This window comes from Georgenia phoenicis, assembly GCF_047302425.1.
Classification (GTDB): Bacteria; Actinomycetota; Actinomycetes; order Actinomycetales; family Actinomycetaceae; genus Oceanitalea.
Genome location: NZ_CP154855.1, coordinates 2,173,701 through 2,199,729 on the forward strand (window position 1 = coordinate 2,173,701; position 26,029 = coordinate 2,199,729).

Annotated in this window: 28 protein-coding genes; 17 read left to right on the forward strand and 11 right to left on the reverse strand. The window is 72.6% G+C overall.

The window, feature by feature from the left end; genetic code table 11:
• The first annotated feature begins 21 nt into the window (after positions 1 to 21).
• From AA0005_RS10215 to AA0005_RS10235, 5 genes are read left to right on the forward strand one after another with little or no spacing between them, the layout of a single operon-like run.
• The gene (locus tag AA0005_RS10215; RefSeq protein ID WP_413450062.1) at positions 22 to 1,176 is read left to right on the forward strand and encodes an ROK family transcriptional regulator; all 1,155 of its coding nucleotides are present in this window, start codon (positions 22 to 24) and stop codon (positions 1,174 to 1,176) included.
• 38 nt (positions 1,177 to 1,214) lie between these two features.
• On the forward strand, positions 1,215 to 2,510 hold the full coding sequence (locus AA0005_RS10220; RefSeq protein WP_413450063.1) for an extracellular solute-binding protein: 1,296 nt from the start codon (positions 1,215 to 1,217) through the stop codon (positions 2,508 to 2,510).
• A gap of 55 nt (positions 2,511 to 2,565) precedes the next feature.
• Complete coding sequence (locus AA0005_RS10225) at positions 2,566 to 3,474, forward strand: carbohydrate ABC transporter permease (protein ID WP_413450064.1); 909 nt, start codon at positions 2,566 to 2,568, stop codon at positions 3,472 to 3,474.
• Positions 3,471 to 4,376, forward strand: coding sequence for a carbohydrate ABC transporter permease (locus AA0005_RS10230; RefSeq protein ID WP_413450065.1), 906 nt, complete (start codon positions 3,471 to 3,473; stop codon positions 4,374 to 4,376). Before AA0005_RS10225 ends, AA0005_RS10230 begins: the two co-directional genes overlap by 4 nt.
• Entirely contained in the window at positions 4,373 to 5,281 is a 909-nt protein-coding gene (locus AA0005_RS10235) for an ROK family protein (protein ID WP_413450066.1), read from the forward strand. Before AA0005_RS10230 ends, AA0005_RS10235 begins: the two co-directional genes overlap by 4 nt.
• Positions 5,282 to 5,287: 6 nt before the next feature.
• Here the strand turns inward: AA0005_RS10235 and AA0005_RS10240 are convergent, their stop codons facing one another.
• Both AA0005_RS10240 and AA0005_RS10245 read right to left on the reverse strand, forming a co-directional pair.
• The gene (locus AA0005_RS10240) at positions 5,288 to 5,812 is read right to left on the reverse strand and encodes a DUF779 domain-containing protein (protein WP_413450067.1); all 525 of its coding nucleotides are present in this window, start codon (positions 5,810 to 5,812) and stop codon (positions 5,288 to 5,290) included.
• A 61-nt stretch (positions 5,813 to 5,873) separates the two neighbouring features.
• A complete protein-coding gene (locus AA0005_RS10245; protein ID WP_413450068.1) occupies positions 5,874 to 7,439 on the reverse strand; it encodes an aldehyde dehydrogenase family protein in 1,566 nt (521 codons plus the stop codon).
• Between the two features lie 159 nt (positions 7,440 to 7,598).
• On the opposite strand from AA0005_RS10245, the gene AA0005_RS10250 reads away from it, so the two are divergent.
• Entirely contained in the window at positions 7,599 to 8,297 is a 699-nt protein-coding gene (locus AA0005_RS10250) for a DUF5701 family protein (RefSeq protein ID WP_413450069.1), read from the forward strand.
• Between the two features lie 121 nt (positions 8,298 to 8,418).
• On the opposite strand, the gene arfB is transcribed toward AA0005_RS10250, so the two are convergent.
• On the reverse strand, positions 8,419 to 8,844 hold the full coding sequence (gene arfB, locus AA0005_RS10255; RefSeq protein ID WP_413450070.1) for an alternative ribosome rescue aminoacyl-tRNA hydrolase ArfB: 426 nt from the start codon (positions 8,842 to 8,844) through the stop codon (positions 8,419 to 8,421).
• 68 nt (positions 8,845 to 8,912) lie between these two features.
• Here arfB and pepN point away from each other — a divergent pair, with 68 nt between their 5' ends.
• On the forward strand, positions 8,913 to 11,528 hold the full coding sequence (pepN, locus tag AA0005_RS10260; protein ID WP_413450071.1) for an aminopeptidase N: 2,616 nt from the start codon (positions 8,913 to 8,915) through the stop codon (positions 11,526 to 11,528).
• Here pepN and AA0005_RS10265 read toward each other — a convergent pair.
• The 8 genes from AA0005_RS10265 to AA0005_RS10300 all read right to left on the reverse strand — a co-directional run bounded on the left by AA0005_RS10265 (position 11,525) and on the right by AA0005_RS10300 (position 17,977).
• Positions 11,525 to 12,283 carry an SCO1664 family protein gene (locus tag AA0005_RS10265; protein WP_413450072.1) on the reverse strand — a complete coding sequence of 253 codons (759 nt, stop codon included), beginning with the start codon at positions 12,281 to 12,283 and terminating at the stop codon, positions 11,525 to 11,527. The two genes, pepN and AA0005_RS10265, sit on opposite strands and share 4 nt — an antisense overlap.
• Positions 12,280 to 12,831, reverse strand: coding sequence for a DUF3090 domain-containing protein (locus AA0005_RS10270; protein WP_413450073.1), 552 nt, complete (start codon positions 12,829 to 12,831; stop codon positions 12,280 to 12,282). The genes AA0005_RS10265 and AA0005_RS10270 overlap by 4 nt, the downstream gene beginning before the upstream one ends.
• A gap of 10 nt (positions 12,832 to 12,841) precedes the next feature.
• Complete coding sequence (locus AA0005_RS10275; RefSeq protein ID WP_413450074.1) at positions 12,842 to 13,540, reverse strand: histidine phosphatase family protein; 699 nt, start codon at positions 13,538 to 13,540, stop codon at positions 12,842 to 12,844.
• A gap of 20 nt (positions 13,541 to 13,560) precedes the next feature.
• Entirely contained in the window at positions 13,561 to 14,340 is a 780-nt protein-coding gene (gene ehuA, locus AA0005_RS10280; RefSeq protein ID WP_413450075.1) for an ectoine/hydroxyectoine ABC transporter ATP-binding protein EhuA, read from the reverse strand.
• A complete protein-coding gene (gene ehuD / locus AA0005_RS10285; RefSeq protein ID WP_413450076.1) occupies positions 14,327 to 14,977 on the reverse strand; it encodes an ectoine/hydroxyectoine ABC transporter permease subunit EhuD in 651 nt (216 codons plus the stop codon). The genes ehuA and ehuD overlap by 14 nt, the downstream gene beginning before the upstream one ends.
• Entirely contained in the window at positions 14,974 to 15,714 is a 741-nt protein-coding gene (gene ehuC, locus AA0005_RS10290; protein ID WP_413450077.1) for an ectoine/hydroxyectoine ABC transporter permease subunit EhuC, read from the reverse strand. Before ehuC ends, ehuD begins: the two co-directional genes overlap by 4 nt.
• A 9-nt stretch (positions 15,715 to 15,723) precedes the next feature.
• Positions 15,724 to 16,617 (reverse strand): transporter substrate-binding domain-containing protein, encoded by an 894-nt coding sequence (locus AA0005_RS10295; RefSeq protein ID WP_413450078.1) that lies wholly within the window; start codon positions 16,615 to 16,617, stop codon positions 15,724 to 15,726.
• Between the two features lie 370 nt (positions 16,618 to 16,987).
• A complete protein-coding gene (locus AA0005_RS10300; protein ID WP_413450079.1) occupies positions 16,988 to 17,977 on the reverse strand; it encodes an LLM class F420-dependent oxidoreductase in 990 nt (329 codons plus the stop codon).
• Positions 17,978 to 18,064: 87 nt separating this feature from the next.
• On the opposite strand from AA0005_RS10300, the gene AA0005_RS10305 reads away from it, so the two are divergent.
• The 10 genes from AA0005_RS10305 to AA0005_RS10350 all read left to right on the forward strand — a co-directional run bounded on the left by AA0005_RS10305 (position 18,065) and on the right by AA0005_RS10350 (position 25,975).
• A complete protein-coding gene (locus AA0005_RS10305) occupies positions 18,065 to 18,670 on the forward strand; it encodes a CDP-alcohol phosphatidyltransferase family protein (RefSeq protein ID WP_413450080.1) in 606 nt (201 codons plus the stop codon).
• Positions 18,667 to 19,521: a DUF881 domain-containing protein gene (locus tag AA0005_RS10310; protein ID WP_413450081.1), complete on the forward strand. Its 855-nt coding sequence runs from the start codon at positions 18,667 to 18,669 to the stop codon at positions 19,519 to 19,521. Before AA0005_RS10305 ends, AA0005_RS10310 begins: the two co-directional genes overlap by 4 nt.
• Before the next feature lie 44 nt (positions 19,522 to 19,565).
• Positions 19,566 to 19,898, forward strand: a complete 333-nt coding sequence (locus tag AA0005_RS10315; protein WP_413450082.1) for a small basic family protein — start codon at positions 19,566 to 19,568, stop codon at positions 19,896 to 19,898.
• Positions 19,895 to 20,650: a DUF881 domain-containing protein gene (locus AA0005_RS10320; RefSeq protein WP_413450083.1), complete on the forward strand. Its 756-nt coding sequence runs from the start codon at positions 19,895 to 19,897 to the stop codon at positions 20,648 to 20,650. Before AA0005_RS10315 ends, AA0005_RS10320 begins: the two co-directional genes overlap by 4 nt.
• Positions 20,651 to 20,758: 108 nt before the next feature.
• Positions 20,759 to 21,211, forward strand: coding sequence for an FHA domain-containing protein (locus tag AA0005_RS10325; RefSeq protein ID WP_413450084.1), 453 nt, complete (start codon positions 20,759 to 20,761; stop codon positions 21,209 to 21,211).
• Between the two features lie 89 nt (positions 21,212 to 21,300).
• On the forward strand, positions 21,301 to 21,969 hold the full coding sequence (locus AA0005_RS10330) for a MerR family transcriptional regulator (RefSeq protein WP_413450085.1): 669 nt from the start codon (positions 21,301 to 21,303) through the stop codon (positions 21,967 to 21,969).
• A gap of 135 nt (positions 21,970 to 22,104) precedes the next feature.
• Positions 22,105 to 23,232, forward strand: coding sequence for a substrate-binding domain-containing protein (locus AA0005_RS10335; RefSeq protein WP_413450086.1), 1,128 nt, complete (start codon positions 22,105 to 22,107; stop codon positions 23,230 to 23,232).
• A 51-nt stretch (positions 23,233 to 23,283) separates the two neighbouring features.
• Positions 23,284 to 23,775 carry a bifunctional nuclease family protein gene (locus AA0005_RS10340; protein ID WP_413450087.1) on the forward strand — a complete coding sequence of 164 codons (492 nt, stop codon included), beginning with the start codon at positions 23,284 to 23,286 and terminating at the stop codon, positions 23,773 to 23,775.
• A gap of 214 nt (positions 23,776 to 23,989) precedes the next feature.
• On the forward strand, positions 23,990 to 24,508 hold the full coding sequence (locus AA0005_RS10345; protein WP_413453087.1) for a MerR family transcriptional regulator: 519 nt from the start codon (positions 23,990 to 23,992) through the stop codon (positions 24,506 to 24,508).
• A 141-nt stretch (positions 24,509 to 24,649) separates the two neighbouring features.
• Positions 24,650 to 25,975, forward strand: a complete 1,326-nt coding sequence (locus tag AA0005_RS10350) for a DUF2510 domain-containing protein (protein ID WP_413450088.1) — start codon at positions 24,650 to 24,652, stop codon at positions 25,973 to 25,975.
• The last annotated feature ends 54 nt before the right edge of the window (positions 25,976 to 26,029 follow it).

The window sequence follows — 26,029 nt, forward strand, 5'->3', positions numbered from 1 at the left end:
ACGTACGGTTTACTAACAAATGTGGCACAGCTCACACCGGCACCGCTGCCGGCCGTCCCGACCTGGGGTCGCGCACTCGACCCGGGCACCAAGGCGCTGCCCAGCCAGGCCCGGGAACACAACCGCGCCCTCGTCCTGCAGACCCTGGCGGCCCACGGCACCCTGTCGCGGGCGGACCTCGCCCGGGGGACCGGGCTCACGCGCGTCACGGTCTCCGACCTCGTCGCCGAGCTCATCACCGCGGGTCTCGTCATCGAGCGGGGCCAGCGCCCCGGCTCCCGGCCCGGCAAGCCCGCCACCCTGCTGGAGATCGACAGGGACGCCCAGCACATCGTCGGGGTGGACCTGTCCGACCTCACGGCCTTCCGCTCCTGCGTCGTCGACCTCGAGGGCACGGTGCTGGAGGAGTACGAGCTCGCGACCGGCGGCGCAACCGGTACCGAGGCGGCACGTCTCGCCGCGGAGGTCGCGGCCCGGGCGGCACGCTCCGCCACCGCACCGCTCCTCGGGGTGGGGGTCGGCACGCCCGGGATCGTCGACTCCCGCGGCACCGTCCTCACCGCCCCGAACCTCGGTTGGAGCGACCTTCCGCTGCAGCAGCTCCTCGCCGAGGAGCTGCGTGCGCCCGTCCACGTGGCGAACGACGCGAACGCCGCGGTCATGGCCGAACGGCGCTTCGGCGAGGGCTCCGCCGACCTCATGCTCATCCGGGTCGGCGGCGGTGTCGGTGCCGGCATCCTCGTCAACGGCGTCCCCCGCCTCGGCGCCCACTCGGCGGCCGGGGAGATCGGGCACGTCGTCGTCGGCACTGACGGCGGTCCGCCCTGCGCGTGCGGCAGGTCGGGCTGCCTCGAGGCGTGGCTCGCGGTCCCCAGCCTGCGCCGTCTCCTCGCCGGCGCGAGCGACGGCGAGCGCGTGCGCGTCGAGGCCGGGCGCCGCCTCGGGATCGCGCTGGCGCCGGTCGTCGCCACCCTCGACGTCTCCGAGATCGCCCTCAGCGGCCCGCCCGACCTGCTCGACGGCCCGCTCGTCGACGCCACCGTCCGCACCCTGCGCGAACGGATGCTCCCCGCCTCCCACGAGGGGCTGCGCATCCGCCTCGCCTCGCTCGCCGAGGACATCGTGCTGCGCGGCTCGGCCGCCATCGTCCTCGCCGCCGAGCTCGGAGTCTCCTAGCCCCCACCACCGCCCACCCACCCCAGAAAGGCCAGACGATGCAACGACGGATCATGGCGACAGCGGTGCTCGGCGCCGTCCTCGCCCTCGCCGCCTGCGGCGGCGACACCGACACCGGCGCCGACGGCGCCACGTCCGAGGAGGACCAGACCCTCACCCTGTGGCTCATGGGCGGCGACACGCCCGACGAGCTGCGCGACTACCTCACCGAGACCTTCGCCGAGGAGACCGGCGCCGAGCTCGTCATCGAGGAGCAGGACTGGGCCGACGCCGTCACCAAGCTGACGACGGCGCTCCCGGACGCGAGCACGACGCCCGACGTCACGGAGATCGGCAACACCTGGGCGTCGACCTTCACCGGGGTCGGCGCCTTCAGCGACCTCAGCGACGTCTACGAGGAGCTCGGCGGCGACAACCTCCTTCCGTCCTTCGTCTCCGCCGGCGACGTCGACGGCGCCCACTACGCCCTGCCCTACTACTTCGGCTCCCGCCTCATCTGGTACCGCAAGGACGTGTGGCAGGAGGCCGGCCTCGAGGTCCCCACCACCCTGGTGGAGTTCAACGAGACCGTCGCCCAGCTGCGCACCGAGGACCGCTCCGGCTTCTACATCGGCGGCGAGGACTGGCGCAACGGCATCTCGTGGGTCTTCGCCAACGGGGGCGAGCTGGCCGTCCAGGACGGCGACCAGTGGGTCTCGGCCCTGTCCGACCCCGCCACCCAGGAGGGCCTGCGGCAGTTCCAGGAGCTGTTCACCACCGCCTCCAACGCCCCGGTCACCGAGTCGGACTCCACCCCGTGGGTCAACATCAACAACAACGACGACGGCGTCCCCGAGGCCGCGACGATCATCGCCCCGGGATGGGCCTACTGGTCGATCGGCCTGCCGAGCGAGGCCGACCCGGACACCCTCGAGTGGGACGACGAGACCTTCGGGGTCTTCGCCCTGCCGGGGACCGAGGAGGGCACCCTCGCACCGGTCTTCGCCGGCGGCTCCAACATCGCGATCTCCGCGGCGAGCGAGAAGCAGGAGCTCGCCCGGGAGCTGCTGCGCATCGTCTTCTCCGACGAGTACCAGACGATGCTCGCCTCCAACGGGCTCGGCCCGGCGAACGTCGAGCACGTCGACGCCTTCGTCGAGCTCAACCCGACCGTGAACGAGCCGGCCGCCGAGGCGGCCCTCGCCTCCAAGCTCACCCCGGCCGCACCGGGGTGGGCCGCCGTCGAGGGGGCCACTCTCCTCGAGGAGCTCTTCGGCAGGGTCGCGGCCGGTGAGGACGTCGCTGCCCTCGCCGCCGAGTACGACGAGCAGCTCACCGCGCTGCTCAACGGCTGACGGTCGCCGCGGTGGGGGCGAGCGCCCCCACCGCGCGGCCGACGAAGGAGTCGCCATGTCCCTCCCCGCACCGCCCCGCCGGCGGCGCCGGCTGCCCCACCTCCTGCTCGTGCCCACCGTCGTCCTGCTCCTCGTGGGCACCGGCTACCCGGTCGTCTGGCAGCTGGTCACCTCGCTGCGCGAGTACGGCATGGCGCAGCAGTTCGGTCAGCCCGCGCCCTTCGTCGGGCTGGCCAACTACGCGGCGATCCTCGACGACCCCGCGATGTGGGGCGTCGTCGTGCGCTCCGTCCTCTTCGCCGTCGTCACCGCATTCGTCACCCTGGGCGTGGGCATCCTCCTCGCGCTGCTCATGCGGGCGGTGTGGCCCTGGGTCCGCGTCACCCTCCAGGTGAGCCTGCTGCTCGCCTGGGCGATGCCGGTCGTCGCGGCGATGACCGTGTGGATCTGGCTCTTCGACAGGCGGCGCGGCGTCGTCAACTGGCTGCTCGAGCGGCTCGGGCTCAGCAGCTTCCACCGCTTCGACTGGCTCGCCGACCCGCTGACCTTCTTCCTCCTCGCCGGGCTGGTCGTCGTGTGGATGTCGGTGCCCTTCGTCGCGCTGTCCGTGTACGCCGGGCTCACCCAGGTGTCCGCGGAGGTCGTCGAGGCGAGCCAGCTCGACGGCGCCAGCCCCGCGCAGCGGCTGCGCTACATCCTGCTGCCGATCATCCGCCCGGTCGTGGCGATCGTCCTCCTGCTCCAGCTCGTGTGGGACCTGCGGGTCTTCGCCCAGGTGCGCCTGCTCCAGGACGCCGGCTCCGCCTCCGGCCGCTTCGACCTCCTCGGGACGGCGATCCACAAGCTCGGCACCGGCTCGGGGGACTTCGGCATGGCCGCGGCGCTGTCGGTCGTCGTCCTGCTCCTCACCGTGGTGCTCAGCGCGTACTACGTCCGGATGCTGCTCAAGGAGGACGCGTCATGACCCTCACCAGGGCCGTCCCTGCTCCTGCTCCCGCCCGGGGCGCCGTGCCGCAAGCCGCGCGGCGCCGTCCCCGCCGCGCCGGGCGGCTGCTGCCGAGCCTCCTCGCGCTGGCGGTCGCGCTGGTGTGGGTCTTCCCGGTGTACTGGATGTGGAGCTCGGCGCTGCTGCCCAACAGCCGGCTGCAGAGCTTCACGCCGAGCTTCCTCCCCACCGGCGGCAGTCTCGAGAACTTCGCTGCCGTCCTCGAGGACGGCCGCTTCTTCTCGGCGCTGGGCATGAGCCTGTCCATCACCCTGCTCGCCGTCGCGGTCTGCCTGCTCTTCGCCCTCCTCGCGGCGCTGGCGGTCTCGCGCTACCGCTTCCGCGGGCGCACGAGCTTCGTCCTCGTCGTCCTGCTCGTCCAGATGCTGCCAGCGGAGGGCCTGTTCATCGCCCAGTACAAGCTCATGCAGGGCATCGGGGGCCTCGAGAGCGTGTGGGGCGTCAGCCTCCTGTACGCCGCCCTCGTCGTTCCGTTCACGGTGTGGATGCTGCGGGGCTTCGTCGCGGGGATCCCGCTGGACCTCGAGGAGGCGGGGATGGTGGACGGCCTGAGCCGGACGGGAGCCTTCTTCCGGATCACCTTCCCGCTCCTCGCGCCGGGTCTCGTGGCCTCGGGCGTCTATGCCTTCCTCCAGTGCTGGAACGAGTTCACCGTCGCCCTCGTCGTCCTCCAGCGCGAGGAGAACAAGACCCTGCCGCTGTGGCTGCGCAGCTTCGTCCAGGCCAGTGCGACGCGGGAGATCGACTGGGGCCAGGTGATGGCGGCGTCCTCGCTCGTCGCCGTCCCGGTCATCGTCTTCTTCCTCCTCGTCCAGGGCCGCATGACCTCCGGCCTCGTCAGCGGGGCGGTCAAGGGATGACAGCGGCGATCGGCGTCGACATCGGGGGGACGACGACGGCGGCCGCCCTGGTGGAGGAGGACGGCTCGGTCGCCGCCCGGGTCTCCCTGCCCTCGGGCCACGGCCCCGCGGCCGTCGTCGAGGTCGCCGCCGCCGCCGTCGCCGAGCTGTGCGCCGGCGGGGTCGGCGCGGTGGGGGTGGGCGTGCCCGGCACCGTCGAGGGCGGGCGGCTGCGCAACGCGGTCAACCTCGGCGTCACCGAGCTCGACCTCGCCACCCTGCTGGGCGAGCGCCTGGGGACGCCTGTCCACGTGGAGAACGACGTCAACGCGGCGGCCGTGGGCGCCCACCACCTCCTCGCCGCGGCCGGTGCCGCACCCACCTCGATGGCCTACCTCAACCTCGGCACCGGGGTCGCCTGCGGGGTCGTGCTCGACGGGCGGCTGTGGCGCGGGGCGAGCGGCTCCGCCGGCGAGATCGGGCACGTGCCGGTCGAGCCGGCGGGGGAGCGGTGTGCCTGCGGCCAGCGGGGCTGCGTCGAGACGCTGTGCTCGGGTGCCGCCGTCGCCCGCCTGTGGCCCGCAGCCGGCCAGCCGCCACCCGCCGCCCTCTTCGCCGCCGCCGCGGCGGGCGACCCGGCGGCCCGGTCCGTGCGCGACAGGGTGGTGCGGGGCGTCGCCGAGGCCGTGCGCCTCGTCGCCCTGTCCCTCGACGTCGAGGTCGTCGCCCTCGGTGGCGGGGTGAGCCGCCTGGGTGGCCGGCTGCTGTCCGGGGTCCGGGCCGCGCTGGACACCATGGCCGCGACGTCACCCTTCCTCGCCACGCTCGACCTGCCCGCACGCGTCACGCTGCTCGGCCGCCCGGAGGACGCCGGCCCGCTGGGCGCGGCCCTGCTCGCCGGGAGCCGCGACCGAGCGCCGGCCTGAGGCCGCTCAGCCGCCGGGGATGGCGCAGGCGTCGGCGACGTCGGTGACGACCTGCGGGCGGGTGGCCGCCGCTGGCCGGGCGCCCGCCTCCCAGTCGGCGCCGGTGAGGACCGGCTGGTGCTCCAGGGCGCGCAGCTCGGCGTCGTTGAAGACGCGCGAGCGGGTGAGGAAGCGGACGCCGTGCGGTCCCTCGACGCTGAAGCCGGCGCCGCGGCCGGGCACGACGTCGAGGACGAGCTGGGTGTGCTGCCACGCGTCGAACTGCTGCGGGGAGATCCACACGGGCACGCCGTCGGCGTCCGTGGGCGCGTCGGGCAGCACCTGGCCGGTGAACAGGCGCAGGTCGAGGACGCCGAGGAGCACTTCGCGGTCGCCGACGAGGAACTCCCCCTGCGGGTAGCACATGGGGGAGGAGCCGTCGCAGCAGCCGCCCGACTGGTGCATCATCAGCGGGCCGTGCTCGTCGCGCAGCCGGTCGAGCAGCTCCGCGGCGGCGGGCAGCGCCACCACGCGCGGCACGGTGACGTCCATGGTCCCTCCCTCGTGGCCGGGGCCGGGGCCGCCGGTGGGGCGGCCCCGGCCGGGTGTCGGTCTAGAAGAAGCCCTGCGCGCCGGGCGCGTAGGACACGAGCAGGTTCTTCGTCTGCTGGTAGTGCTCGAGCATCATGAGGTGGTTCTCGCGCCCGATGCCCGACTGCTTGTAGCCGCCGAAGGCCGCGTGCGCCGGGTACTGGTGGTAGGTGTTCGTCCACACCCGCCCGGCCTGGATGGCCCGGCCCGCCCGGTACATCGTGTCCGCGTTGCGGCTCCACACCCCGGCGCCCAGGCCGTAGAGGGTGTCGTTGGCGATCTCGATCGCGTCGTCGAAGTCCTTGAACGTCGTCACCGACAGGACCGGGCCGAAGATCTCCTCCTGGAAGACCCGCATCTTGTTGTGGCCCTTGAAGACGGTCGGCTGGATGTAGAAGCCGCCGTCGAGCCCCTCGACGGTGTCGACGTCGCCGCCGATGAGGACCTCGGCGCCCTCCTGGCGGCCGATGTCGAGGTAGCTGCGGATCTTCTCGTACTGGTCCGAGGACGCCTGCGCGCCGACCATCGTCGTCGGGTCGAGCGGGTGCCCGCGCTTGACCGCCTGGACGCGGGGCAGCGCCCGGGCCATGAACTCGTCGTAGATCGACTCGTGGATGAGCGCGCGGGACGGGCAGGTGCACACCTCGCCCTGGTTGAGGGCGAACATCGTGAAGCCCTCGAGCGCCTTGTCGAGGTACTCGTCGTCGGCGGCCATGACGTCGGGGAAGAAGACGTTGGGCGACTTGCCGCCGAGCTCGAGGGTGACCGGGATGATGTTCTGGGTCGCGTACTGCATGATGAGGCGCCCCGTCGTCGTCTCGCCGGTGAAGGCGATCTTCGCGATGCGGGGGTTGGAGGCGAGCGGCTTGCCGGCCTCCAGGCCGAAGCCGTTGACGATGTTGACGACGCCGTCGGGCAGCAGGTCCCCGATGAGCGTCATGAGGTAGAGGATCGAGGCGGGCGTCTGCTCCGCCGGCTTGAGGACGACGGCGTTGCCGGCCGCGAGCGCCGGCGCCAGCTTCCACGTGGCCATGAGGATGGGGAAGTTCCACGGGATGATCTGGCCGACGACGCCGAGCGGCTCGTGGAAGTGGTAGGCGACGGTGTTGTCGTCGATCTGGGAGATGCCGCCCTGCTGGGCGCGCAGGGCGCCGGCGAAGTAGCGGAAGTGGTCGATCGCCAGCGGGATGTCGGCGTTGAGGGTCTCGCGGACCGGCTTGCCGTTCTCCCACGTCTCGGCGACGGCGAGCCGCTCGAGGTTCTCCTCCATGCGGTCGGCGATGCGGTGGAGGACGAGCGCGCGCTCGGCGACCGAGGTGCGGCCCCACCCGGGTGCGGCGGCGTGCGCGGCGTCGAGGGCCAGCTCGATGTCCTCGGCGGTGCTGCGCGCGACCTCGGTGAAGGCCTGGCCGTCCACCGGGCTCGGGTTGGCGAAGTACTGGCCCTTGACCGGGGGCACCCACTGCCCGCCGATGTAGTTGTCGTAGCGCTTCTCGTAGCTCATCACCGCGCCGTCGGTGCCGGGTGCGGCGTAGACGGAGGACTGGGTGGTTGCGGTGTCCTGGGGGGCGTCGGTCTCGATGGTCATGAACGAGTACTCCCTCGTGTCTCGATCTGCCGGAGGTGGCCGGAGGCGGCTCGTCGTTGAGCCGCCCGCCTCGACGATATGTCGTGGATCACGTCCTGGGAAGAGCCTGGGCCTCGCGGGCGTTGCACCAGCCGCCCACCACGCGAGGAGGACATCGCCATGCCCCAGCAGACCGTCACCCACCCCGCCGACCTGCCCACCGTCGTCGCCGGCCCCTCGGCGGCCCAGCCCGCCTTCGACCCCGCCGCGACGCCGCAGGAGGAGCTCGAGCGCCAGGTGCGCACCTACGTCGAGCTCGGTTTCCCCGCCCTGCTCGGCACCGACGAGGCCGGTTTGCGCGAGCTCGTCGCGCCGCTGCACGAGGGGCTGCCGCCGGCCGGTGCGCCCACGACCGTGCCGGCCGACGACCACGTCCCCTTCGTCCTCGTGCTCCCGCTGGAGCGGCCGGGTGACGCGGTCCCGGCCATGCGGCTGGGGCGGCGCGGCGGTGTCAGCGTCATCGACGACGACGAGCTCGCCACCTACCGCCCCGTCGTCGACGTCCCCGACGCTCCCGCCTACCTGCTGCGCGACGTCGACACCGGTTCGCGCTTCCTCAGTGTGACGCCGGAGGACGCGGTGGCCGCGATCCAGGGAGAGGGGCGCCGCCCGCTCACCGTGACCGAGGGGCTCGCGCTCGTCGTGCTGCGCCCGGACATGCTGCGCCCGGGCCGCTGCTTCTCCCTCGCCGGGTCCAGGACCGGCACGAACCAGCGCGTGCCGGCCGTGTGGATCTCCGAGCGCCGCCCCAAGCTCGGCTGGTGCTGGGACCGCAACCCCCACACCTGGCTCGGAACGGCATCCGCGGCAGTCGCGTAGCCCCGTCCCTCCCTCCCCGCCGAGTACGCACCTACGGTCACGGGCGCCCGCGTTCCGGGCGCTCCCGGTGACCGTAGGTGCGTACTCGCGGCCCGGGGAGGGGCGGGGGGATGGCCGCGGGTCAGTCCGTGGGGCGGCGGCGGAGGGCCTTGGTCTGGCTGCGCCTCGTCTTGGCCTCGGCGCGGCGGCGCTGGGCGCCGCGGGAGGGCTTGGTCGGCCGGCGCTTCGCCGGTGGCGGGGCCAGCGCCTCGCGCAGCAGCTGGGCGAGACGCTCGGCAGCCGCGTCCCGGTTGCGCAGCTGGGAGCGGTGCTCGCTCGCCGTCACGGTGAGCCGCCCGTCCACCAGCCGCCCGGCCAGCGCCTCGAGCACCCGGGCGCGCTGGTGCTCGCTCAGCGCGGGCGTCGCGGCGAGGTCGACGGTGAGCTCGGCGCGGGAGTCGGTCGTGTTGACGCTCTGCCCGCCGGGCCCCGAGGACCGGGAGAAGCGCCACCGCAGCTCCTCTTCGCGCAGCGTGACGGAGGACGTCACGCGCAGGTCACCGGCCATGTGCCCAGCCTCCCACCCCGGGGCTCCCGCGTGGCCCTCGCCCGCCCGCGCGTGCTTTGCTCCTCCCCGTGAGCAACCTGACCCGCACCGAGACCCGCGAGCGCGCCGAGCAGCTGACCCTCCACGCCGTCACCGTCGAGCTCGACCTGCGCGCTGCCCGCGACCAGGGCACCGCGACGTTCCCGACGACGACGACCCTGCGCCTGTCGAGCACGGCGACCACGACGTGGCTGGACTTCCTCGGCCCGCGCGTGCACGCCGTCGTCGTCGACGGCGTGGAGCGGGTCGTGCGGGTCGCGAACGGGCGGGTCGCCGTCGACGGGCTGCGCACGGACGGGGAGTCGACCGTCGTCGTGCGCGGGGAGGCGGCGTACTCGCGCACGGGGGAGGGGCTGCACCGCTTCGTCGACCCCGTCGACGGCGAGACCTACCTCTACACCCAGTACGAGCCGGCCGACGCGCGGCGGGTCTTCGCGTGCACCGAGCAGCCGGACCTCAAGGCCCCGTACACCTTCGTCGTCACCGCCCCGGGCGAGTGGCACGTGCTGTCGAACTCCGCGGCCGAGTCCGTCGTCGACGGCGACGACGGCGCCCGCACGTGGACCTTCGCGCCCACCCCGCCGCTGTCGACCTACATCACGGCAGTCGTCGCCGGGCCCTACCACCGCGCCGAGGGCCACTGGTCGCGCGAGCTGGCCGACGGGTCCACCCTCGACGTGCCGCTGGGCCTGTGGTGCCGCGCCTCCCTCGCCCCCTACCTCGACGCCGAGGAGTTCCTCGAGGTCACCCGCCAGGGCCTGGACCTCTTCCACGACGCCTTCGACCACCCCTACCCGTGGGGCAAGTACGACCAGGTCCTCGTGCCCGAGTACAACCTCGGAGCGATGGAGAACCCGGGCCTGGTCACCTTCACCGAGAAGTACCTCTTCCGCTCCCAGGCCACCGAGGCGCAGCGTGAGGCGCGCGCCACGACGATCCTCCACGAGATGGCCCACATGTGGTTCGGGGACCTCGCGACGATGCGGTGGTGGGACGACCTGTGGCTCAAGGAGTCCTTCGCGGACTACATGGGCACCTGGGCGACGGCCACTGCCACCCGCTTCACCGGCGCGTGGACGAGCTTCGCGCTGCGGCGCAAGGCGTGGGCGTACCGGCAGGACCAGCTGCCGACGACGCACCCCGTCGTCGCCGACATCCCCGACCTCGAGGCCGCCAAGCAGAACTTCGACGGCATCACCTACGCCAAGGGCGCCTCGGTGCTCAAGCAGCTCGTCGCCTTCGTCGGGGAGGAGGCCTTCCTCGCGGGAGCGCGCACCTACTTCCGCCGCCACGCCTACGGCAGCACGACGCTGCCCGACCTGCTCACCGCGCTCGAGGAGGCCTCCGGCCGCGACCTGTCCGGGTGGAGCGGGCAGTGGCTCGAGACGACCGGCCCGTCCACGCTCAGCGCCGAGGTCGAGGCCGCCGACGGCACCGTGACGGCATTGCGGGTGCGTCAGGACGACGACGGCGGGGTGCTGCGCGACCACCGGCTCGTCGTCGGCTGCTACTCGGCCGACGACGACGGCGCCCTCGTCCGCACCCACCGCTTCGTCACCGACGTGTCCGGTCCCGTCACCGAGCTGGGCGAGGCGGCCGGGATCCCGCTGCCCGAGCTCGTCCTCGTCAATGACGACGACCTCACCTACGCCAAGGTCCGGCTCGACGAGCGCAGCACCGCGACCGCGCTGCGGGCCGCCGGCACGATCCAGGAGTCGCTGTCTCGGGCGGTGCTGTGGTCGGCGCTGTGGAACGCGACCCGCGACGGCCTGCTGCCGGCCGCGGCCTTCCTCGACGCCGTCGTCTCCCACCTGCCGGCGGAGACGGAGATCGGCATCGCCCGCGACCTGCTCGCCCACGCCGCGAGCGCCGTCGAGCACTACCTGCCGACGGAGCAGCGGGCGGGTGCGCGCGGGCTGCTCGCGGCGGAGACCTTCGCCCAGCTGGGACGCCGCGAGGCGGGCTCGGGGCTGCAGCTCGTGTGGGCGCGGGCCTTCGCCGACGCCGCGGCGCGGGCACCGGAGGCGGCGCCGCACGTGCGCACCGTCCTCGCCGGGGAGGTCGACGGGCTGCGGCTCGACCCCGAGCTGCGGTGGTCGCTGTGGCAGGCGCTCGCGGCGGTGGGGCAGGCCGGACCGGAGGAGCTGGACGCCGAGCTGTCCCGCGAGGACACGGCGACCACCCGTCTCGAGCACCGTGCCGCCCTGGTCGGCCGGCCCGAGCCGGGGCCGAAGGCCGAGGCCTGGGCCGCGCTCGGGCTGCCCGCGGCAGGGGAGGACGCCGTGCTGGCGGAGAGCCCCCTGTCCAACGACGAGGTGGACGCCGTCATCGCCGGCCTCACCCAGCCGCTGCACGCCGAGCTGCTCGAGGACTACGTCGAGCCGTACTTCGCGCTGCTGCCGCAGCTGTGGGCGGGCCGCTCCATCGAGATCGCCGAGCGGCTGGTCGACGGCCTGTACCCGGGGTGGGTGGACGCAGCGGAGGGTCCCGTCGAGGACCACCCGGTGGTCGTGCGCACCCACCGGTGGCTCGCCGAGCACGAGGACGCCCCGGCCGGTTTGCGCCGCTGCCTGCTCGAGCAGCTCGACGACCTCGAGCGTGCGCTGCGGGCGAGGAGCGCCGCCGCCCAGGGGGCTCGTTCCTAGAAGGGCGGCCAGGGGATGGCCGGGTAGCCCTCGCGCGGGGCGGGCAGCCGGCCGGCGACGAGGAGCCGCTCGCAGCGCGCGGCGACGGCGTCGATCTCAGGCTCGGTGAGCAGCTCGGTGAGCGCGGCACCGAGGTCGCCGTCCAGAGCGCGAAGCACCCGGCCGACGCCGTCGGCCTCCTCCGCGTCGAGCTCGCGGCCGACCCACCCCCACAGCACCGTGCGCAGCTTGTGCTCGACGTGGAAGGTGAGACCGTGGTCGACGCCGTAGCGGTGGCCGCCGGCCATCGCGAGCACGTGCCCGCCCTTGCGGTCGGCGTTGTTGACGACGACGTCGAAGACCGCCATCCGCCGCAGCGCGGGGGAGTCCTCGTGGAGGAGGGCGACCTCCCGGTCCTCCTCGTCGACTCCGCTGAGGACGTGGCACCAGCCCGCGCCGGGCACCTCGTCGGCCGGGACGAGCGTCACGGCCTCCTGCGCCGGGTCGGGCGGGCACCACAGCTGGACCATGCCGGTGCCGAGCGGTCCGTCCCGCAGCCAGGTGCGCGGCACGAGGTCCCAGCCGAGCGTCTCGGAGAGCAGGTAGGCGGCGAGCTCGCGGTCCGCGAGCGTGCCGTCGGGGAAGTCCCACAGCGGCCGCTCACCGGCGACCGGCTTGTAGACGACCCGCACGTCGCCGATGCTGCCGACGAAGGTGGCGTTGGACGCCGTCGTGATCCGTCCGTCGAGGACGATGTCCCCATCGGCGAGGCTCACCGCAGGTCGTCGGGGAGCTCGCAGACGTGGCCGTCCGGGTCCATCGGCTCACCGCACCGCGGGCACAGCGGCCGGCCGGCCTCCACCACCGCGCGCGTGCGCTGGGCGAAGGCCCGGGCCGCTCCGACCGGGATGCGGACGACGAGCGCCTCCTCCGGCTCCGGGCCGACCGGTTCGAGGGTCTCCGGGTCGACCGGCTGGGCGGGGACGGCCTCGATGACGAGCTGCGCCGTCGACGGGTCCCAGCCCAGGCCCATGATGCCGACACGGAACTGCTCCTCGACCGGCTGGTCGAGGGCGTCGTCGTCGAGGAGCTCGGCGGGGACGCGCTCGGGCACGCTGAACCGGTTGCCCTCGGTGGCCATGAGCTCGTCGAGGAGCTCGTCGATCTTCTCGCCGAGGGCGGCCGACTGCTCCTTCTCCAGGGCGACGCTGAACAGTCGGGAACCGTCCCGGGCCTGGAGGTAGAAGGTGCGTGAGCCGGGCCGCCCCACCGTGCCGATCACGAGCCGGTCGGGCCAGTCGAAGGTGTGGACGGTCTGAGGCACGTTCCCCATGCTACGAGGCGGGCGCGGGAACCGCCGGTCCGGCGCCCCCGCCGACCTGCGGTCCCTCGGTCCGGGCGCGGAGCCAGGAGAGGTCACCGGCGTGGGTGTTGACCGCCAGGACGTGGGGCTGGGCCGGCGTGTAGCGCACGACGGAGACCGACGCGGGGTCGACGTACAGGCGCTGGAAGAGGTCGAGGTGCAGCCCGAGCGCGTCGGCGAGGACCGCCTTGACGAGGTCCCCGTGGGTGACGGCCGCCCACACGGCGTCGGGCCCGTGCTCGGCCTCGATCTGCGCGTCCAGCCGCCGGACCGCACCGACGGCGCGGGCGTGCATCGCGACGAGCGACTCCCCGCCGGGGAAGACCGCGGCCGACGGCTGGCGCTGGACCACCGACCACAGCTCCTCCGTGGCGAGCTCGGCGAGCGCGCGGCCCTGCCACTGGCCGTAGTCGCACTCGCTGAGGTCCTCCTCCACGCGCGCGGTGAGGCCGCCTGCCTGGTGGTCGAGGACCGCCTGGGCAGTCTGCCGGCACCGCTCGAGCGGGGAGGAGACGACGGCGACGAGCGGGACGTCACCGAGCCGGGCGCCGGTACGGGCCGCCTGCTCACGCCCGGTGTCGTCGAGCTCGACGCCGGGCGTGCGCCCCGCCAGGACGCCGGCGGTGTTCGCGGTGCTCCGGGCGTGCCGGACGAGGAGGACGGTAGCCATCCCCCGACCCTAAGCCCCGCCTAGAGCACTGCCTGGAGGAAGTCCTTCGTCCGCTGCTCGCGGGGCGCGGAGAAGAGCTCGGCGGGCTTGCCGTCCTCGATGATCCGGCCCTTGTCGAACATCATGACCCGGTCGGAGACCTCCTGGGCGAACTGCATTTCGTGGGTGACGATGAGCATCGTGATGTCGGTGCTCTGCGCGATGCCGCGCAGCACCGTGAGCACCTCACCGACGAGCTCGGGGTCCAGCGCCGAGGTGACCTCGTCGAGGAGGAGGATCTCCGGGTCCATCGCCAGCGCCCGGGCGATGGCCACCCGCTGCTGCTGGCCACCGGACAGGCGCGTAGGGTGCTGGTCCGCCTTGTCCGACAGCCCCACGAGGGCGAGCAGCTCGTGCGCCCGGGCGTAGGCCTCCTCCTTGCTGCGCCCCAGCACGTGGATCGGGGCCTCGACGATGTTCTCGATGACCGTCATGTTGGGGAACAGGTTGAACTGCTGGAAGACCATGCCGATCTTCGTCGAGACCCGGTTGATGTCCTTCTGCTTCTGGCGCACGCGCTTGCCGCCACGCTGCTCGTAGACGAAGGGCTCGCCGTCGATGTAGATAAAGCCGTCGGTGAGCTCCTCGAGCGTCATGACGAGGCGCAGGATCGTCGTCTTGCCCGAGCCGCTGGGGCCGATGAGCGTCACGCGCTCGCCCTTGGCCACCTCGAAGTTGAGCCCGTCGAGGACGGTGTTGTCCCCGAAGCGCTTGACGACGTTCTCGAACCGGATGACCGGGGTGGTGTCAGTAGCGGGCAAGGCGGTTCTCCAGTTTCCGGACGAGGATCGAGGTGGGGTAGCTGGCCGCGAGGAAGATCAGCCCGGCGAGGGTGAAGGCCTCGACGTAGGTGAAGGTCCGGGAACCGTAGTTCTCGGCCGCGGAGATCATCTCCGGCACGGTGATGACGAAGAGGAACGGGGTGTCCTTGAACATCGAGATCACCCAGGTGCCCAGGGCCGGCACCGTGGTGCGCAGCGCCTGCGGGATGACGATCCGCGTCCACGTCCGGCTGCGGGGGAGGGACAGGGCGGTCGCGGCCTCCCACTGGCCCTTCGGCACGTTGTCGATGCCCGAGCGGTAGACCTCGGCCATGTAGGTCGAGTAGTGGATGCCGAGCACGCCGATGCCGATCCACAGCGGGTCCCACGTCACCGCGTAGAACACGAAGAGCAGCTGGACGACAAGAGGCGTCATCCGGATGAACTCCATGACCCAGTGGACGGGCTTGGCGATGATCGCGGGGGCCGAGCGGCGGACGAAGGCGATGATCAGGCCCAGTGTCGCGGCGATGAGCGATCCGAGCACCGTGGCCACGAGAGTCACCTGGAAGAAGGCGGAGAGCAGTTCGGGGAGGACCTCGGCGGCCCGGTCCCAGCTCCAGAAGTCGCTGTTCACGCGCTCACCGCCCCGGACCGAGCGGCGCGCGGCCGGAACAGGCTCTTCGCCGGCTGGTCTGCACCCAACCGCCGCTTAGCTCGCCGCTCGCCCCAGTTGGCGATGAGGACGAGCACGTAGGCAATGAGGAAGTACATGACCATCGCGGTGCCGTAGGCGAAGAAGGTGTCGTTGGTCCGCTGGCGCAGGACGTTGCTCACGAAGGTGATGTCGTGCATGAACAGGACGTAGGCGACGGCCGTGCCCTTGAGGAGCATGATCCCGAGGTTGCTCAGCGAGGGGATCATGATCGCCCATGCCTGCGGCCAAATGATCCGGAACAGGCGACGGCGGGGTGACAGGCTAAGGGCCACGCTCGCCTCCCACTGGCCCTTGGGCACCGCGTTGAGGGCTCCGCGCACGACGTCGGCGCCGTAGGCGCCGTAGTTGAGGCCTAGCCCGACGATCCCGGAGACGAGCCCGGCGATCTCACGGTTGGAGAAGAGGTCGGGGAAGAGGAGGGGCAGGACGAAGAAGAGGAAGAAGAGCTGGACGAGCAGGGAGGTCCCGCGGAAGAACTCGATGACGGTCCGGGCCACGCCGCGCACCACCACGTTGGGGTGGCGCGCGGCGAGGCCGAGCAGCACGGCGAGGACCAGGGCGAGGGCCGAGCCCCCGAGCGTCAGCTGGAGGGTGACGACGATGCCGTCGAGGAACTGTGGCCACAGCGTGGCCAGGGCGTCGAGGTTCTCGCTCATGACCGGCGGTCAGCCGATGTTGCCGGCGCAGAGGTCCTCGGTGGTGAAGTCGCCCGTGGGACGCTCGCCCGCGGTGAAGCCCCAGTCGCCGACGACGGAGAGGTACTCCTCCTCGCTGCCGACGATCTCCGCGAGCTTCTCGTTGTACGCGTCGCGCAGCTCGGTGTCCTCGGTGCGGAAGACGGTGCCGCCGGCGCCGACCTGCTCCACGCCGTCGATGACGGCGACGAAGGTGTCGGTCACCTCGACGCCCGGGTCGCCCGAGGCGTTGTCGACCATCCAGTTGAGAGAGATGCCGGTGAGGGCGAAGACGTCGGCGCGTCCGTTCGTGATGAGGTCCATCCCGTCCTGCGGGCTGCCCACCTCGGTGGCGTCGATGCCGAGGTCGGCGGCGTAGGTCGCCTCGATGGCACCGGACAGGGCCGCCATCCGGATGCCGTCCGCCTCGGCGACGTCCTGCATGTTGTGGACGTCGAAGGGGTTGCCCTCCTCGACCATGAGGGCCGTCGTGTACTGGAACTCCGGGTCGGAGAAGATCGCCTGCTCGCAGCGATCGGGCAGGATCGACATGCCGGCGGCGACGATGTCGAAGTGGCCGGCGTTGAGGCCCTGGATGAGCTGGCCGAACTCGGCCTGGACGCCGTCGACGGTGTCGATGCCTAGCTCGCCCCAGATGCGCTCCTGGAGAGCGACCGAGGCGCCGACGAGCTCTCCCTCGTCGTTCTGGAAGCTGTAGGGGGCCTCACCGGCGAAACCGACGGTGATGGTGCCGGCCTCCTGGAGGGCCTCGAGCTTGCTCTGCCCCTCGCTCGGCTCGACGGCGCCCTCGTCGTCACCGCCGTCGTCGCCGCCGCACGCGGCGAGTCCCAGGGCGAGCGCCGCTGCGGCCGCCGGGATCGCCATCCTTCGGCGAGAAAAAGTCGTGGTCATCATGGTCCCTTCGGTTTGCACGAGGCTGTGGTCTTGACAACCCCCTCCGGGCCGCAGGAAGCAGCGCACGGAGACGGCCAGTCGCCCCGAGTGGTCATGGTGCTCGGCCACGCTAGGGAAGTGCGGAGAGGACCTCAAGGACCCGAACCGCGCCGTTCTGGGCCAGTCTCCGCCCGAGCCGCCATGCTCGCAATCCGCAGGGCGCCGCCCGGAGGTCGTCCTCCGGGCGGCGGCCGAACGGGTACCTCGGACACCGAAGTCCGGGCGCTCGATCGTTATCGCAACGTGACGCACTTGGCCGATCGTTGACCATGCACAAAGAGTACCGTTACGTCACTTTCACTCACTGCAGGGCCGGCGCCACCTCACGCTCGAAGAGCTCCAGACCGCTCGTGTCATAGGCCGCCTCGGGGAAGTAGAAGATCCCGTAGGTCATGCCCTGGGCCTCGAGCGCCTGGAGCTTCTCGACGACCTGCTCGGGCGTGCCGCAGGCGGGCATGCCACGCACGGAGCCGAGCTCGCGCTGGACGCGCTCCTCGTCGACGCCGGCCTTGCGGAGGCGGTCGGCGAGCTGGTCGAGCCGGTCGCGGACCTCGGCCTCGTCGCGGCCGATCGCGACGTTGTAGTTGGCCGAGCGGGTGATGCGCCCGAAGTCGGTCCCCACCTCCTTGCAGTGCGCGGCGAGGATCTCGGACTTGCGGGCGAAGCCCTCGGGGGTGCCGTCGAAGTTCGTGTAGTCCGCATAGCGAGCGGCGATCTTCAGGGTGACCTTCTCCCCGCCGCCGGCGATCCACAGCGGCACGCCACCCTCCTGGAGGGGAAGGGGGCGGCAGATCGCGCCGTCGACCTCGTAGTGCTTGCCGGAGAAGGTCGCCCGGCCCTCCCGCCAGGCCTGGCGCATGATCTGCACGCCCTCGTCGAGCATGGCCAGGCGTTCCCCAGCGCGGGGGAAGCCGTAGCCGTAGGCGCGCCACTCGTGCTCGTACCAGCCGGCGCCGATCCCCATCTCCAGGCGCCCGCCGCTCACGTGGTCGACGGTCGCGGCCACCTTGGCGAGGTACATCGGCGGGCGGTAGGCCATGCACGTGCACATCTGCCCGAGGCGGACGCGCTCGGTGCTGGCCGCGAGCGCGGCCATGAGCGACCACGCCTCGTGGGTGGCCTCCTCGCTCGGCACCGGGGTCGTGTGGAAGTGGTCGTAGACCCACACCGACTCCCACGGGCCGGCGTCGGCACGGCGGGCGAGGTCTCGCATGAGGGGCCACTGCTGGGCGTCGTCGATCCCGACGAGGTCGAAGCGCCAGCCCTGGGGGAGGAAGTGTCCTAGTCGCATGGTCGAGAGAGTACGGCCAGGTCACGGCCTGGTCTCGGCGGGCGCGCTTCGCCCGTCGTGTCGGCCCCCGTGCGTAGTCTTGGCCCCGTGAGCACCAGGGAGCAGCCGGCGCGCGTCGCCGAGGAACGCGTGTGGACGGTCCCCAACGCGATCAGCTTCCTGCGCCTCGCCCTCATCCCCGTCTTCGCCTGGCTCATCGTCGCCGAGCACGACGCCGCGGCGCTCGTGGTCCTCGCCGTCGCCGGGGCCACGGACTGGGCCGACGGCTTCATCGCGAGGCGCTTCAACCAGGCCAGCCGCCTGGGGCGGATGCTGGACCCGGCGGCCGACCGGCTCTACATCCTCGTCACGCTCGTCGGCCTGGCCTACCGGGACATCATCCCGTGGTGGCTGCTCGCCGTCATCGTCGCCCGCGAGCTCGTGCTCGCGGGCACCATCCCGGTACTGCTGCGCCACGGGTATGGCACCCTGCCGGTCCACATGGCCGGCAAGGCCGGCACCTTCTGCCTCATGTACGCCTTCCCGCTGCTCCTCCTCGCCTCGGCGCCCGGCGCCGTCGGCGCGGCCGCCTGGACGGCGGGCTGGGCCATCGCCCTGTGGGGTGTGGGGCTGTACTGGTTCGCGTGCCTGCTCTACGTCGAGCAGGTCGTGTGGATCGTCCGCCGCGACCGCCGGGCGGCGAGCCCGGCGTGAAGGCCCAGCCCGGCCGGCCGGACCAGTCGATGACCCTCCTGCGGGAGGTCGTCGAGCGGCCGCTGGACCCCGGCTACGCCGCCGCCGCGCGCCGTCGGGCCGAGGGCACCGCGCCCGAGCTGCCGTGGTGGCGCAAGGCCCTGGTCACCGTGCTCGCCGCGGTGCTCGGCTTCGGGGCGGTGTGGGCGGCGAGAGAGCTGCGCGCGCCCGACGAGGTGGCCGGCGAGACGCGGGCCCTGCTCCTGTCGCAGGTGGACGAACGGGTCACGCGCGGGGAGCAGCTGCGCGAGGACAATGCCGCGCTCGTCGAGGAGATCGAGCAGCTCCAGGAGGAGTCCCTGCGAGGCAGCGACCCGCAGTTCCTCGAGCGCGTCCAGCTGCTCACGCTCAACGCGGGCGGTGCCCGTGTCCAGGGACCCGGCCTGCGCATCACCCTGGACGACTCCCGCGACACCAGCGGCGGCCAGCCGGGCACGGACCTCGGGCGGGTGCAGGACCTCGACCTCCAGGTGCTGGCGAACGCCCTGTGGTCCGCGGGCGCCGAGGCGGTCGCCATCAACGGGCACCGCCTCTCCGGCCTCAGCGCCATCCGCTCGGCGGGGCCGGCCATCCTCGTCGACCTCACGCCCCTGGCCCGGCCCTACGTCGTCGAGGCCGTCGGGGACCCCGGCGACATGCAGGCCCGGCTCACCCGAAGCACCGGGGGAGCGCACCTGGGCACGCTGCGCGACTCCTTCGGCATCTCGGTGAGCATCGAGGAGGCCGACGAGCTCGTGCTGCCGGGGGCCACGTCCCGGACCCTGCGCCACGCCGAGCCCCTGGACGGCCCCCTGGGCGGGAAGGACGGATGATGGGACGTCACGGGAGGCGCCGCGCGTCGAGGGAGGAGAGCTGAGTGTTCGCTGTCATCGGGCTCGTCCTCGGAGTCGTCGTCGGCATCGCCGTCGAGCCGACGGTCCCGGCCGTCCTCCAGCCCTACCTGCCCATCGCCGTCGTCGCCGCCCTCGACGCGCTCTTCGGGGGACTGCGCGCCTACCTCGACGGCGTCTTCGACGACCGCGTCTTCGTCGTGTCCTTTCTCTTCAACGTCCTCATCGCCGCCCTCCTCGTCTTCCTCGGTGACCAGCTCGGGGTCGGCGCACAGATGACGACGGCGGTCGTCGTCGTCCTCGGCATCCGCATCTTCTCCAACGCGGCCTCCATCCGGCGGCACATCTTCAAGGCATGACGCACGCACGGGAGACGGAGGCCGCAGCCGGCGGCAGGGGGCGGCTGCGGCACCTGTTGCTGGGCCGCCACCCCACGTGGGCGCACGTGCTCATCGTCGTGCTGTGCGCCGCCGTCGGCTTCGCCCTCGCCGTCCAGGTGCGTCAGACCCACGAGGACACCTACGCGACGATGCGCCAGGACGACATCGTCCGGCTCCTCGACGAGCTCAGCGTGCGCAACCGCGAGCTCACCGAGGAGGGGGTGGAGCTGCGCCGCGAGCTCGGGGAGCTGGAGTCCGGGTCCACCTCGCGGGCGGCTGCCCAGGAGGCCGCGGCCCAGCAGGCACGGGTCCAGGGCATCCTGGCCGGCACCCTGCCGGTGACCGGGCCGGGCGTCGAGATCGTCGTCCACGACCCCTCCGGCTCGATCAGCGCGCCCGTCTTCGTCACCGTGCTCGAGGAGCTGCGCAACGCCGGGGCGGAGGCCGTGGAGCTCAACGACCAGCGGATCACCGCGTCCACGTGGCTCGGGACGCGGCCCGGGGGACTGGTGGTGAGCGGCGTCGACATCAGCGCCCCCTACGTGTGGCGCGCGATCGGGGACCCCCAGACCCTCGCCGTCGCCCTCGACATCCCCGGCGGCGCGCTCGCCTCGATCCGGAGCGAGGGCGCGGCCGCCGAGGTCGTCCAGCACGAGCAGCTCAACATCACGTCGGTGCGCCCGCTCTCCGAGCCGGAGTGGGCCACACCGGTGCCGGCCGACGACCGCTGAGCCGTCCACCGGGCACCGGTGTCTGTCACACGAGCCCCATGGGGAACTATGGTGGTGTCCGACGCCGGGTGCCGAACCCGGTGGGTGCCGCCGAGGGGAGTACACGCCATGGGAACCGAGCCGGAACCGCAGGACCTGTCGAGCACGACCGCCCGGTTCGGGGCGATCGGGGCCAGCGACGAGGTGGCGGAGCGCTCCGACGTGCCCCCGCCCGACCGCGCCGCGATCGAGGGACTGCCCCCGGGCCACGCGCTCCTCATCGTCCAGCGCGGCCCGACGGCGGGCGCGCGCTTCCTCCTCGACACCGACCGCACCCTCGCCGGCCGGCACCCCACCGCCGACATCTTCCTCGACGACGTCACGGTCTCGCGCCGGCACGCGGAGTTCCTCGCCCACGAGGGCGGCTACGTCGTGCGTGACGTCGGCTCCCTCAACGGCACGTACGTCAACCGGGAGCGCATCGACTCCGCCGTGCTCCAGGCGGGCGACGAGGTCCAGATCGGCAAGTACCGGCTCACCTACCACCCGAGCCCGAACCGCGGCGACGCGCCGGCCTCGTGAGCTCGTCCGCCCGCCGCGCCGCAGAGTCGCACCCCGAGGAGCCCCAGCAGCCGAGCCCGTGGCCGCCGGGTGCGTCCACCGAGCCCACGATGAGCATCGGTGCCGTGCTCGCCGTCCTCCAGCCGGAGTTCCCCGCCGTGCGGATCTCCAAGCTGCGCTTCCTCGAGGAGCAAGGCCTGGTCACCCCGCACCGCAGCGGCTCGGGGTACCGCATGTACAGCCAGGCCGACGTCGAGCGCCTGCGCTTCGCACTCACCGCGCAGCGCGACTCCTTCCTGCCGCTGCGGGTCATCCGTGAGCAGCTCGAGGACCTCGACGCCGGCCTGCCGGTCGAGTCCGTGCCCGGCACCCGCGTCGTCGCCCGCGACGGCGAGCTCGTGCGCCCGCGGCCGTCGGCGCGGGTGCGCGCCCAGGAGATCGCTGACCTCACCGGGGTGAGCCTGGCCGAGATCGAGGAGATCGCCGAGGCCGGCCTCATCGTCGCCGACCCGCGCGGACGCTACCCGGGCCGCGCTGTCGACGTCGTCCAGCACGCGGCTGCCCTCGCGCGGCAAGGGATCAGCCCGCGCCACCTGCGGACGGTCCGCACGGCGGCCGAGCGGCAGGCGGACACGATCGAGCAGGTCGTCGCGCCGGTGCGCGCCCAGCGGTCGGGAGCCGGCCGGGAGCGGGCCGCGGCACGCGCGCAGGAGCTGGGCGAGCTCTACGGGCGGCTGCATGCCGAGCTGCTGCGTGCGGCCATCGACGACCTCGGCTGACCGACTGTGACGGGCAGCACAGTCCCGACTCGTCATCTTCGGCGCGGGTGGACCGATCGCGGTCGGTGACGCCCCTCACCCGGGGGCCCGGTGCCAGGAGGTACCGGTCGGTCCAGCCACGGATGGTGCGCGCGCATGATGCTCGAACGACGAACAGCCCGGACGGCAGTGCTCGGGGCCCTGGTCCTGACGGTCGGTCTGGCCGGCTGCGCCGGCGCGGACGCCGAGCCCGCCGACGACGGCTCGGACGTCGCGCGCGTCGGGGTCTCGATGCCCACCCAGGAGCACGAGCGCTGGGTGTCGGACGGCACCAACGTCGCCGCCCAGCTCGAGGCCCTCGGCCACGACGTCACCCTCGAGTACGCCGACGACGACCCGCAGGCCCAGGCCGAGCAGATCCGCGGGATGATCGAGGACGGCGCCGACGCGCTCGTCATCGGCGCCGTCGACGGCTCGGCGCTCACCGACGTCCTGTCCGCCGCGGGTGACATCCCCGTCGTCTCCTACGACCGGCTCATCCTCGACACCCCGAACATCGACTACTACGCGACCTTCGACAACGAGCGCGTGGGCATCCAGCAGGGCACCTCCCTGCTCGTGGGCCTGGGCATCCTCAAGGAGGACGGCACCGAGAACCCCGACGCGCCCGCCGGGCCGCTGAACATCGAGATCTTCGCCGGCTCCGCCGACGACAACAACGCCGGCTTCTTCTTCAACGGCGCGATGGACACCCTGCGCCCCTACCTGGAGGACGGCACGCTCGTCGTCCCGTCGGGCCAGACGGACTTCGACACGGTCGCCACCCCAGGCTGGAGCCAGGAGGAGGCGCAGGAGCGCATGACCCAGCTCCTCTCGACGACCTACTCCGGTGGCGAGCCGCTCCACGGCGTCCTCTCACCCTTCGACGGCATCTCCCGCGGCATCATCACCGCGGTCCAGGGCAGCGGACGCGGCCCGAGCATCGCCGACGGGCTGCCCGTCGTCACCGGTCAGGACGCCGAGAGCGACTCCGTCGTCCTCGTCCAGGACGGCGTCCAGCTGTCCACGATCTTCAAGGACACCCGCCAGCTGGCCGAGGTTGCCGTCTCCGCGGTGCACAAGATGCTCACCGGCGAGGAGCCTGAGACCAACGACATCACCACGTACGACAACGGGCGGCTCGTCGTCCCCTCCTACCTCCTCGCCCCGCAGCTGGTGACGCAGGACAACTACGAGCACCTCCTCATCGACAGCGGCTACTACGAGGCCTCCGACCTCGCCTGAACCCGCGCATTTCGCGCGCACCGGCGCGCCGATGGACGTACCGTTGCGCACATGCAAGAGATGGACGTGCTCGGCGTCCGGGTGAGCATCCCGGAGAACGAGGTCGTCGTCGTCCTGGCCGTCCGGGGCGCCGGCCGGACGGTGCTCCCGATCGTCATCGGCCCGCGCGAGGGCGCCTCGATCGCGACGGCGCAGGCGGGCATTGTGCCCGAGCGTCCCCAGACCCATGACCTGTTCATCTCGCTGCTCGAGGCGACGGGCGTGCGCCTGGACCAGGTGCGCGTCACCAGCCTCGAGCAGGGCACCTTCCACGCCGAGCTCGTGCTGTCCTCGGGGCAGCACGTGGACTCCCGCCCGTCCGACGCGATCGCCCTCGCCCTGCGCGCCCGCTGCCCGGTGCTCTGCGACGACGGTGTCCTCATCGCTGCCGGCGTCGTCATGGACGCGGAGGACGAGGCCGAGGTGGTCGCCGACTTCCAGGCGTTCCTGGAGAACGTCGAGCCGGAGGACTTCGAGGCGCGAGGAGGGCCGGAGGAGGGGTGACCTCAACCTTCACTTGAGGGTTAGACACGCGGTTGCGACACGCCGATCGCGGCTCGCCGGGCGTGTCGTTGACTGAGGTGCCCCCTGGTCATAGCGTGGGGGACATCAGGGCCGGAGCACACCTCGTGCGCGGCGTGGACGAACGGGAGTGCACGTGAGCGGCAGCGACGCGACGGCCGGCGCAGCGAGCGGGGTGCCCCAGCGGGCGCAGGGAATGCTCTTCGGGGACTCCCTTCCCGACCTCGACACCGAGACCGGTTACCGCGGGCCCACGGCCTGCCGGGCGGCAGGGATCACCTACCGCCAGCTCGACTACTGGGCGCGCACCGGGCTGGTCGAGCCGAGCATCCGCAACGCCAGCGGCTCGGGCTCCCAGCGCCTCTACAGCTTCCGGGACATCCTTGTCCTCAAGGTCGTCAAGCGGCTGCTCGACACCGGCGTCTCGCTCCAGCAGATCCGCTCGGCGGTCCACCACCTGCACGAGCGCGGCGTCGACGACCTCGCCGGCATCACGCTGATGAGCGACGGCGCCAGCGTCTACGAGTGCACCAGCGCCGACGAGGTCATCGACCTCGTCCAGGGCGGACAGGGTGTCTTCGGCATCGCCGTCGGGCGGGTGTGGCGCGAGGTCGAGGGTTCGCTCGCCGAGCTGCCCACCGAGCGGGCCGAGCGCGGTGGCCCCGAGGTGGAGGACGAGCTCTCCCAGCGCCGTCGCGCACGCGACGCCGGCTGACACGCACGCGAGAAGGGGCCCGGGGACGACCCGGGCCCCTCTTTCACGTGCCCGGACGCCGACGGCGGCAGGGGAGAAGTCCCCATGCCACACCGTGGAAGGTGGTCGGGGGAGGGGTGGCCTCTCTCCTACTATCGGACCATGAGCAATCCCATCGCCGGTTGGTACCCGGACCCCTCAGGAGACCAGAGCAAGCTTCGTTACTGGGACGGCACGTCCTGGACCGAGCACTTCGCGCCCGCGCAGGGCGCCGCGCAGCAGGTGGGGGAGTCGGGCCCGGCCAACAGCGGGCAGCAGACCGCCCCGCACACCTCCGGTCAGGAGGCCTACGGCGCGCAGCCGACCGAGCAGCTGCCCACCCAGGGTGGCGAGCCGGCCGCCGCGCAGCCGACCGAGCAGTTCCCGGCCCAGGCGAGTGAGCAGCCCGGTTCCCAGCACACGGCCGTCTACCCGACCGGGCAGTACGGCCAGCCGGCGCCGCTGGACTACGGCCAGCAGCAGCCCGCGGCCCAGCAGGACTACGGGCAGCAGCAGCCTTACGGGCAGTACCCGGCCGGGCAGGCGCCCTACGGCCAGTCGCCCTACGCCGCTCCCGGCCAGGACCCCTACGGCCAGCAGCCCGGCTCCTCCGAGGGCGGGTCCGGCAAGGGCCTGGTCATCGGCATCATCATCGCCGCCGTCGTCCTCATCGCGGCCGCGGTGACCGCCGTCGTCCTGCTCCTGGGCAGCGACGACGAGTCCGAGCCGGCCCCGCGGCCCGCGCCCACGAGCGCACGGCCCGACCCGACCTTCGACGACCCCACCGAGGAGCCCTCCGAGACCACCGGTGGGACGGTCAGCGGCGGCGAGCTCGCGCTCGACGCCTCGGCAACCGGTGAGATCGCGGCCGGCGAGACCTGGACGGCCACGCTCACCGTCGAGGAGGCGACGCCTGTCGTCATCGACGTCCTCGCCGAGAGTGGTGACCTCGTGCTGACCGTGACCGGCGGTGACGTCGACGTCGAGAACGACGACAACGGCGACTTCCCGGTCAACGGCGCGGCCAGCTCGCTCGACCCGGCCGTCGGCGTCTACCTCGAGCCGGGGGTGGAGTACGAGGTTGCCGTCAGGGCCTACAGCAGCGTCGTCTCGACGCCCTTCACGATCACGACGGCCGTCCCGCAGATGGTGACGCCGGGCGAGCCCATCGCCGTCGACCTCGCGGAGGACGAGGTGTGGCTCGGCGCGATCGAGCTCACCTCCGACAGCACCGTCGTGATGGACTCGGTGTCCAGCGAGGGCGACGCCCAGCTCGGCGTCTACACCTCCACGGGCGACCTCGAGAGCTCGGACGACAGCGACGAGGGCTCGGGCGGCACCTTCGACCCGTACCTCGAGCTGGACCTGCCGGCCGGTGTCCACCTCATCAGCTACAGCGGCTGGCGCACGATGCCGCTGACGGCGGAGCTGACCATCACCGTCCAGTGACCCGTCACTGACACCCAGCGCCCCCGGGAGACCTCCTCCCGGGGGCGCTGCGCT

What these genes read in the sequence shown, in the direction of transcription:
- AA0005_RS10220 (WP_413450063.1), top strand. Translation starts at nt 1,215, where the DNA reads ATGCAACGACGGATCATGGCGACAGCGGTGCTCGGCGCCGTCCTCGCC.
- AA0005_RS10225 (WP_413450064.1), top strand. Translation starts at nt 2,566, where the DNA reads ATGTCCCTCCCCGCACCGCCCCGCCGGCGGCGCCGGCTGCCCCACCTC.
- AA0005_RS10230 (WP_413450065.1), top strand. Translation starts at nt 3,471, where the DNA reads ATGACCCTCACCAGGGCCGTCCCTGCTCCTGCTCCCGCCCGGGGCGCC.
- AA0005_RS10235 (WP_413450066.1), top strand. Translation starts at nt 4,373, where the DNA reads ATGACAGCGGCGATCGGCGTCGACATCGGGGGGACGACGACGGCGGCC.
- AA0005_RS10240 (WP_413450067.1), bottom strand. Translation starts at nt 5,812, where the DNA reads ATGGACGTCACCGTGCCGCGCGTGGTGGCGCTGCCCGCCGCCGCGGAG.
- AA0005_RS10245 (WP_413450068.1), bottom strand. Translation starts at nt 7,439, where the DNA reads ATGACCATCGAGACCGACGCCCCCCAGGACACCGCAACCACCCAGTCC.
- AA0005_RS10250 (WP_413450069.1), top strand. Translation starts at nt 7,599, where the DNA reads ATGCCCCAGCAGACCGTCACCCACCCCGCCGACCTGCCCACCGTCGTC.
- arfB (WP_413450070.1), bottom strand. Translation starts at nt 8,844, where the DNA reads ATGGCCGGTGACCTGCGCGTGACGTCCTCCGTCACGCTGCGCGAAGAG.
- AA0005_RS10275 (WP_413450074.1), bottom strand. Translation starts at nt 13,540, where the DNA reads ATGGCTACCGTCCTCCTCGTCCGGCACGCCCGGAGCACCGCGAACACC.
- ehuC (WP_413450077.1), bottom strand. Translation starts at nt 15,714, where the DNA reads ATGAGCGAGAACCTCGACGCCCTGGCCACGCTGTGGCCACAGTTCCTC.
- AA0005_RS10295 (WP_413450078.1), bottom strand. Translation starts at nt 16,617, where the DNA reads ATGGCGATCCCGGCGGCCGCAGCGGCGCTCGCCCTGGGACTCGCCGCG.
- AA0005_RS10300 (WP_413450079.1), bottom strand. Translation starts at nt 17,977, where the DNA reads ATGCGACTAGGACACTTCCTCCCCCAGGGCTGGCGCTTCGACCTCGTC.
- AA0005_RS10320 (WP_413450083.1), top strand. Translation starts at nt 19,895, where the DNA reads ATGACGCACGCACGGGAGACGGAGGCCGCAGCCGGCGGCAGGGGGCGG.
- AA0005_RS10325 (WP_413450084.1), top strand. Translation starts at nt 20,759, where the DNA reads ATGGGAACCGAGCCGGAACCGCAGGACCTGTCGAGCACGACCGCCCGG.
- AA0005_RS10330 (WP_413450085.1), top strand. Translation starts at nt 21,301, where the DNA reads ATGAGCATCGGTGCCGTGCTCGCCGTCCTCCAGCCGGAGTTCCCCGCC.
- AA0005_RS10335 (WP_413450086.1), top strand. Translation starts at nt 22,105, where the DNA reads ATGATGCTCGAACGACGAACAGCCCGGACGGCAGTGCTCGGGGCCCTG.
- AA0005_RS10340 (WP_413450087.1), top strand. Translation starts at nt 23,284, where the DNA reads ATGCAAGAGATGGACGTGCTCGGCGTCCGGGTGAGCATCCCGGAGAAC.
- AA0005_RS10345 (WP_413453087.1), top strand. Translation starts at nt 23,990, where the DNA reads ATGCTCTTCGGGGACTCCCTTCCCGACCTCGACACCGAGACCGGTTAC.
- AA0005_RS10350 (WP_413450088.1), top strand. Translation starts at nt 24,650, where the DNA reads ATGAGCAATCCCATCGCCGGTTGGTACCCGGACCCCTCAGGAGACCAG.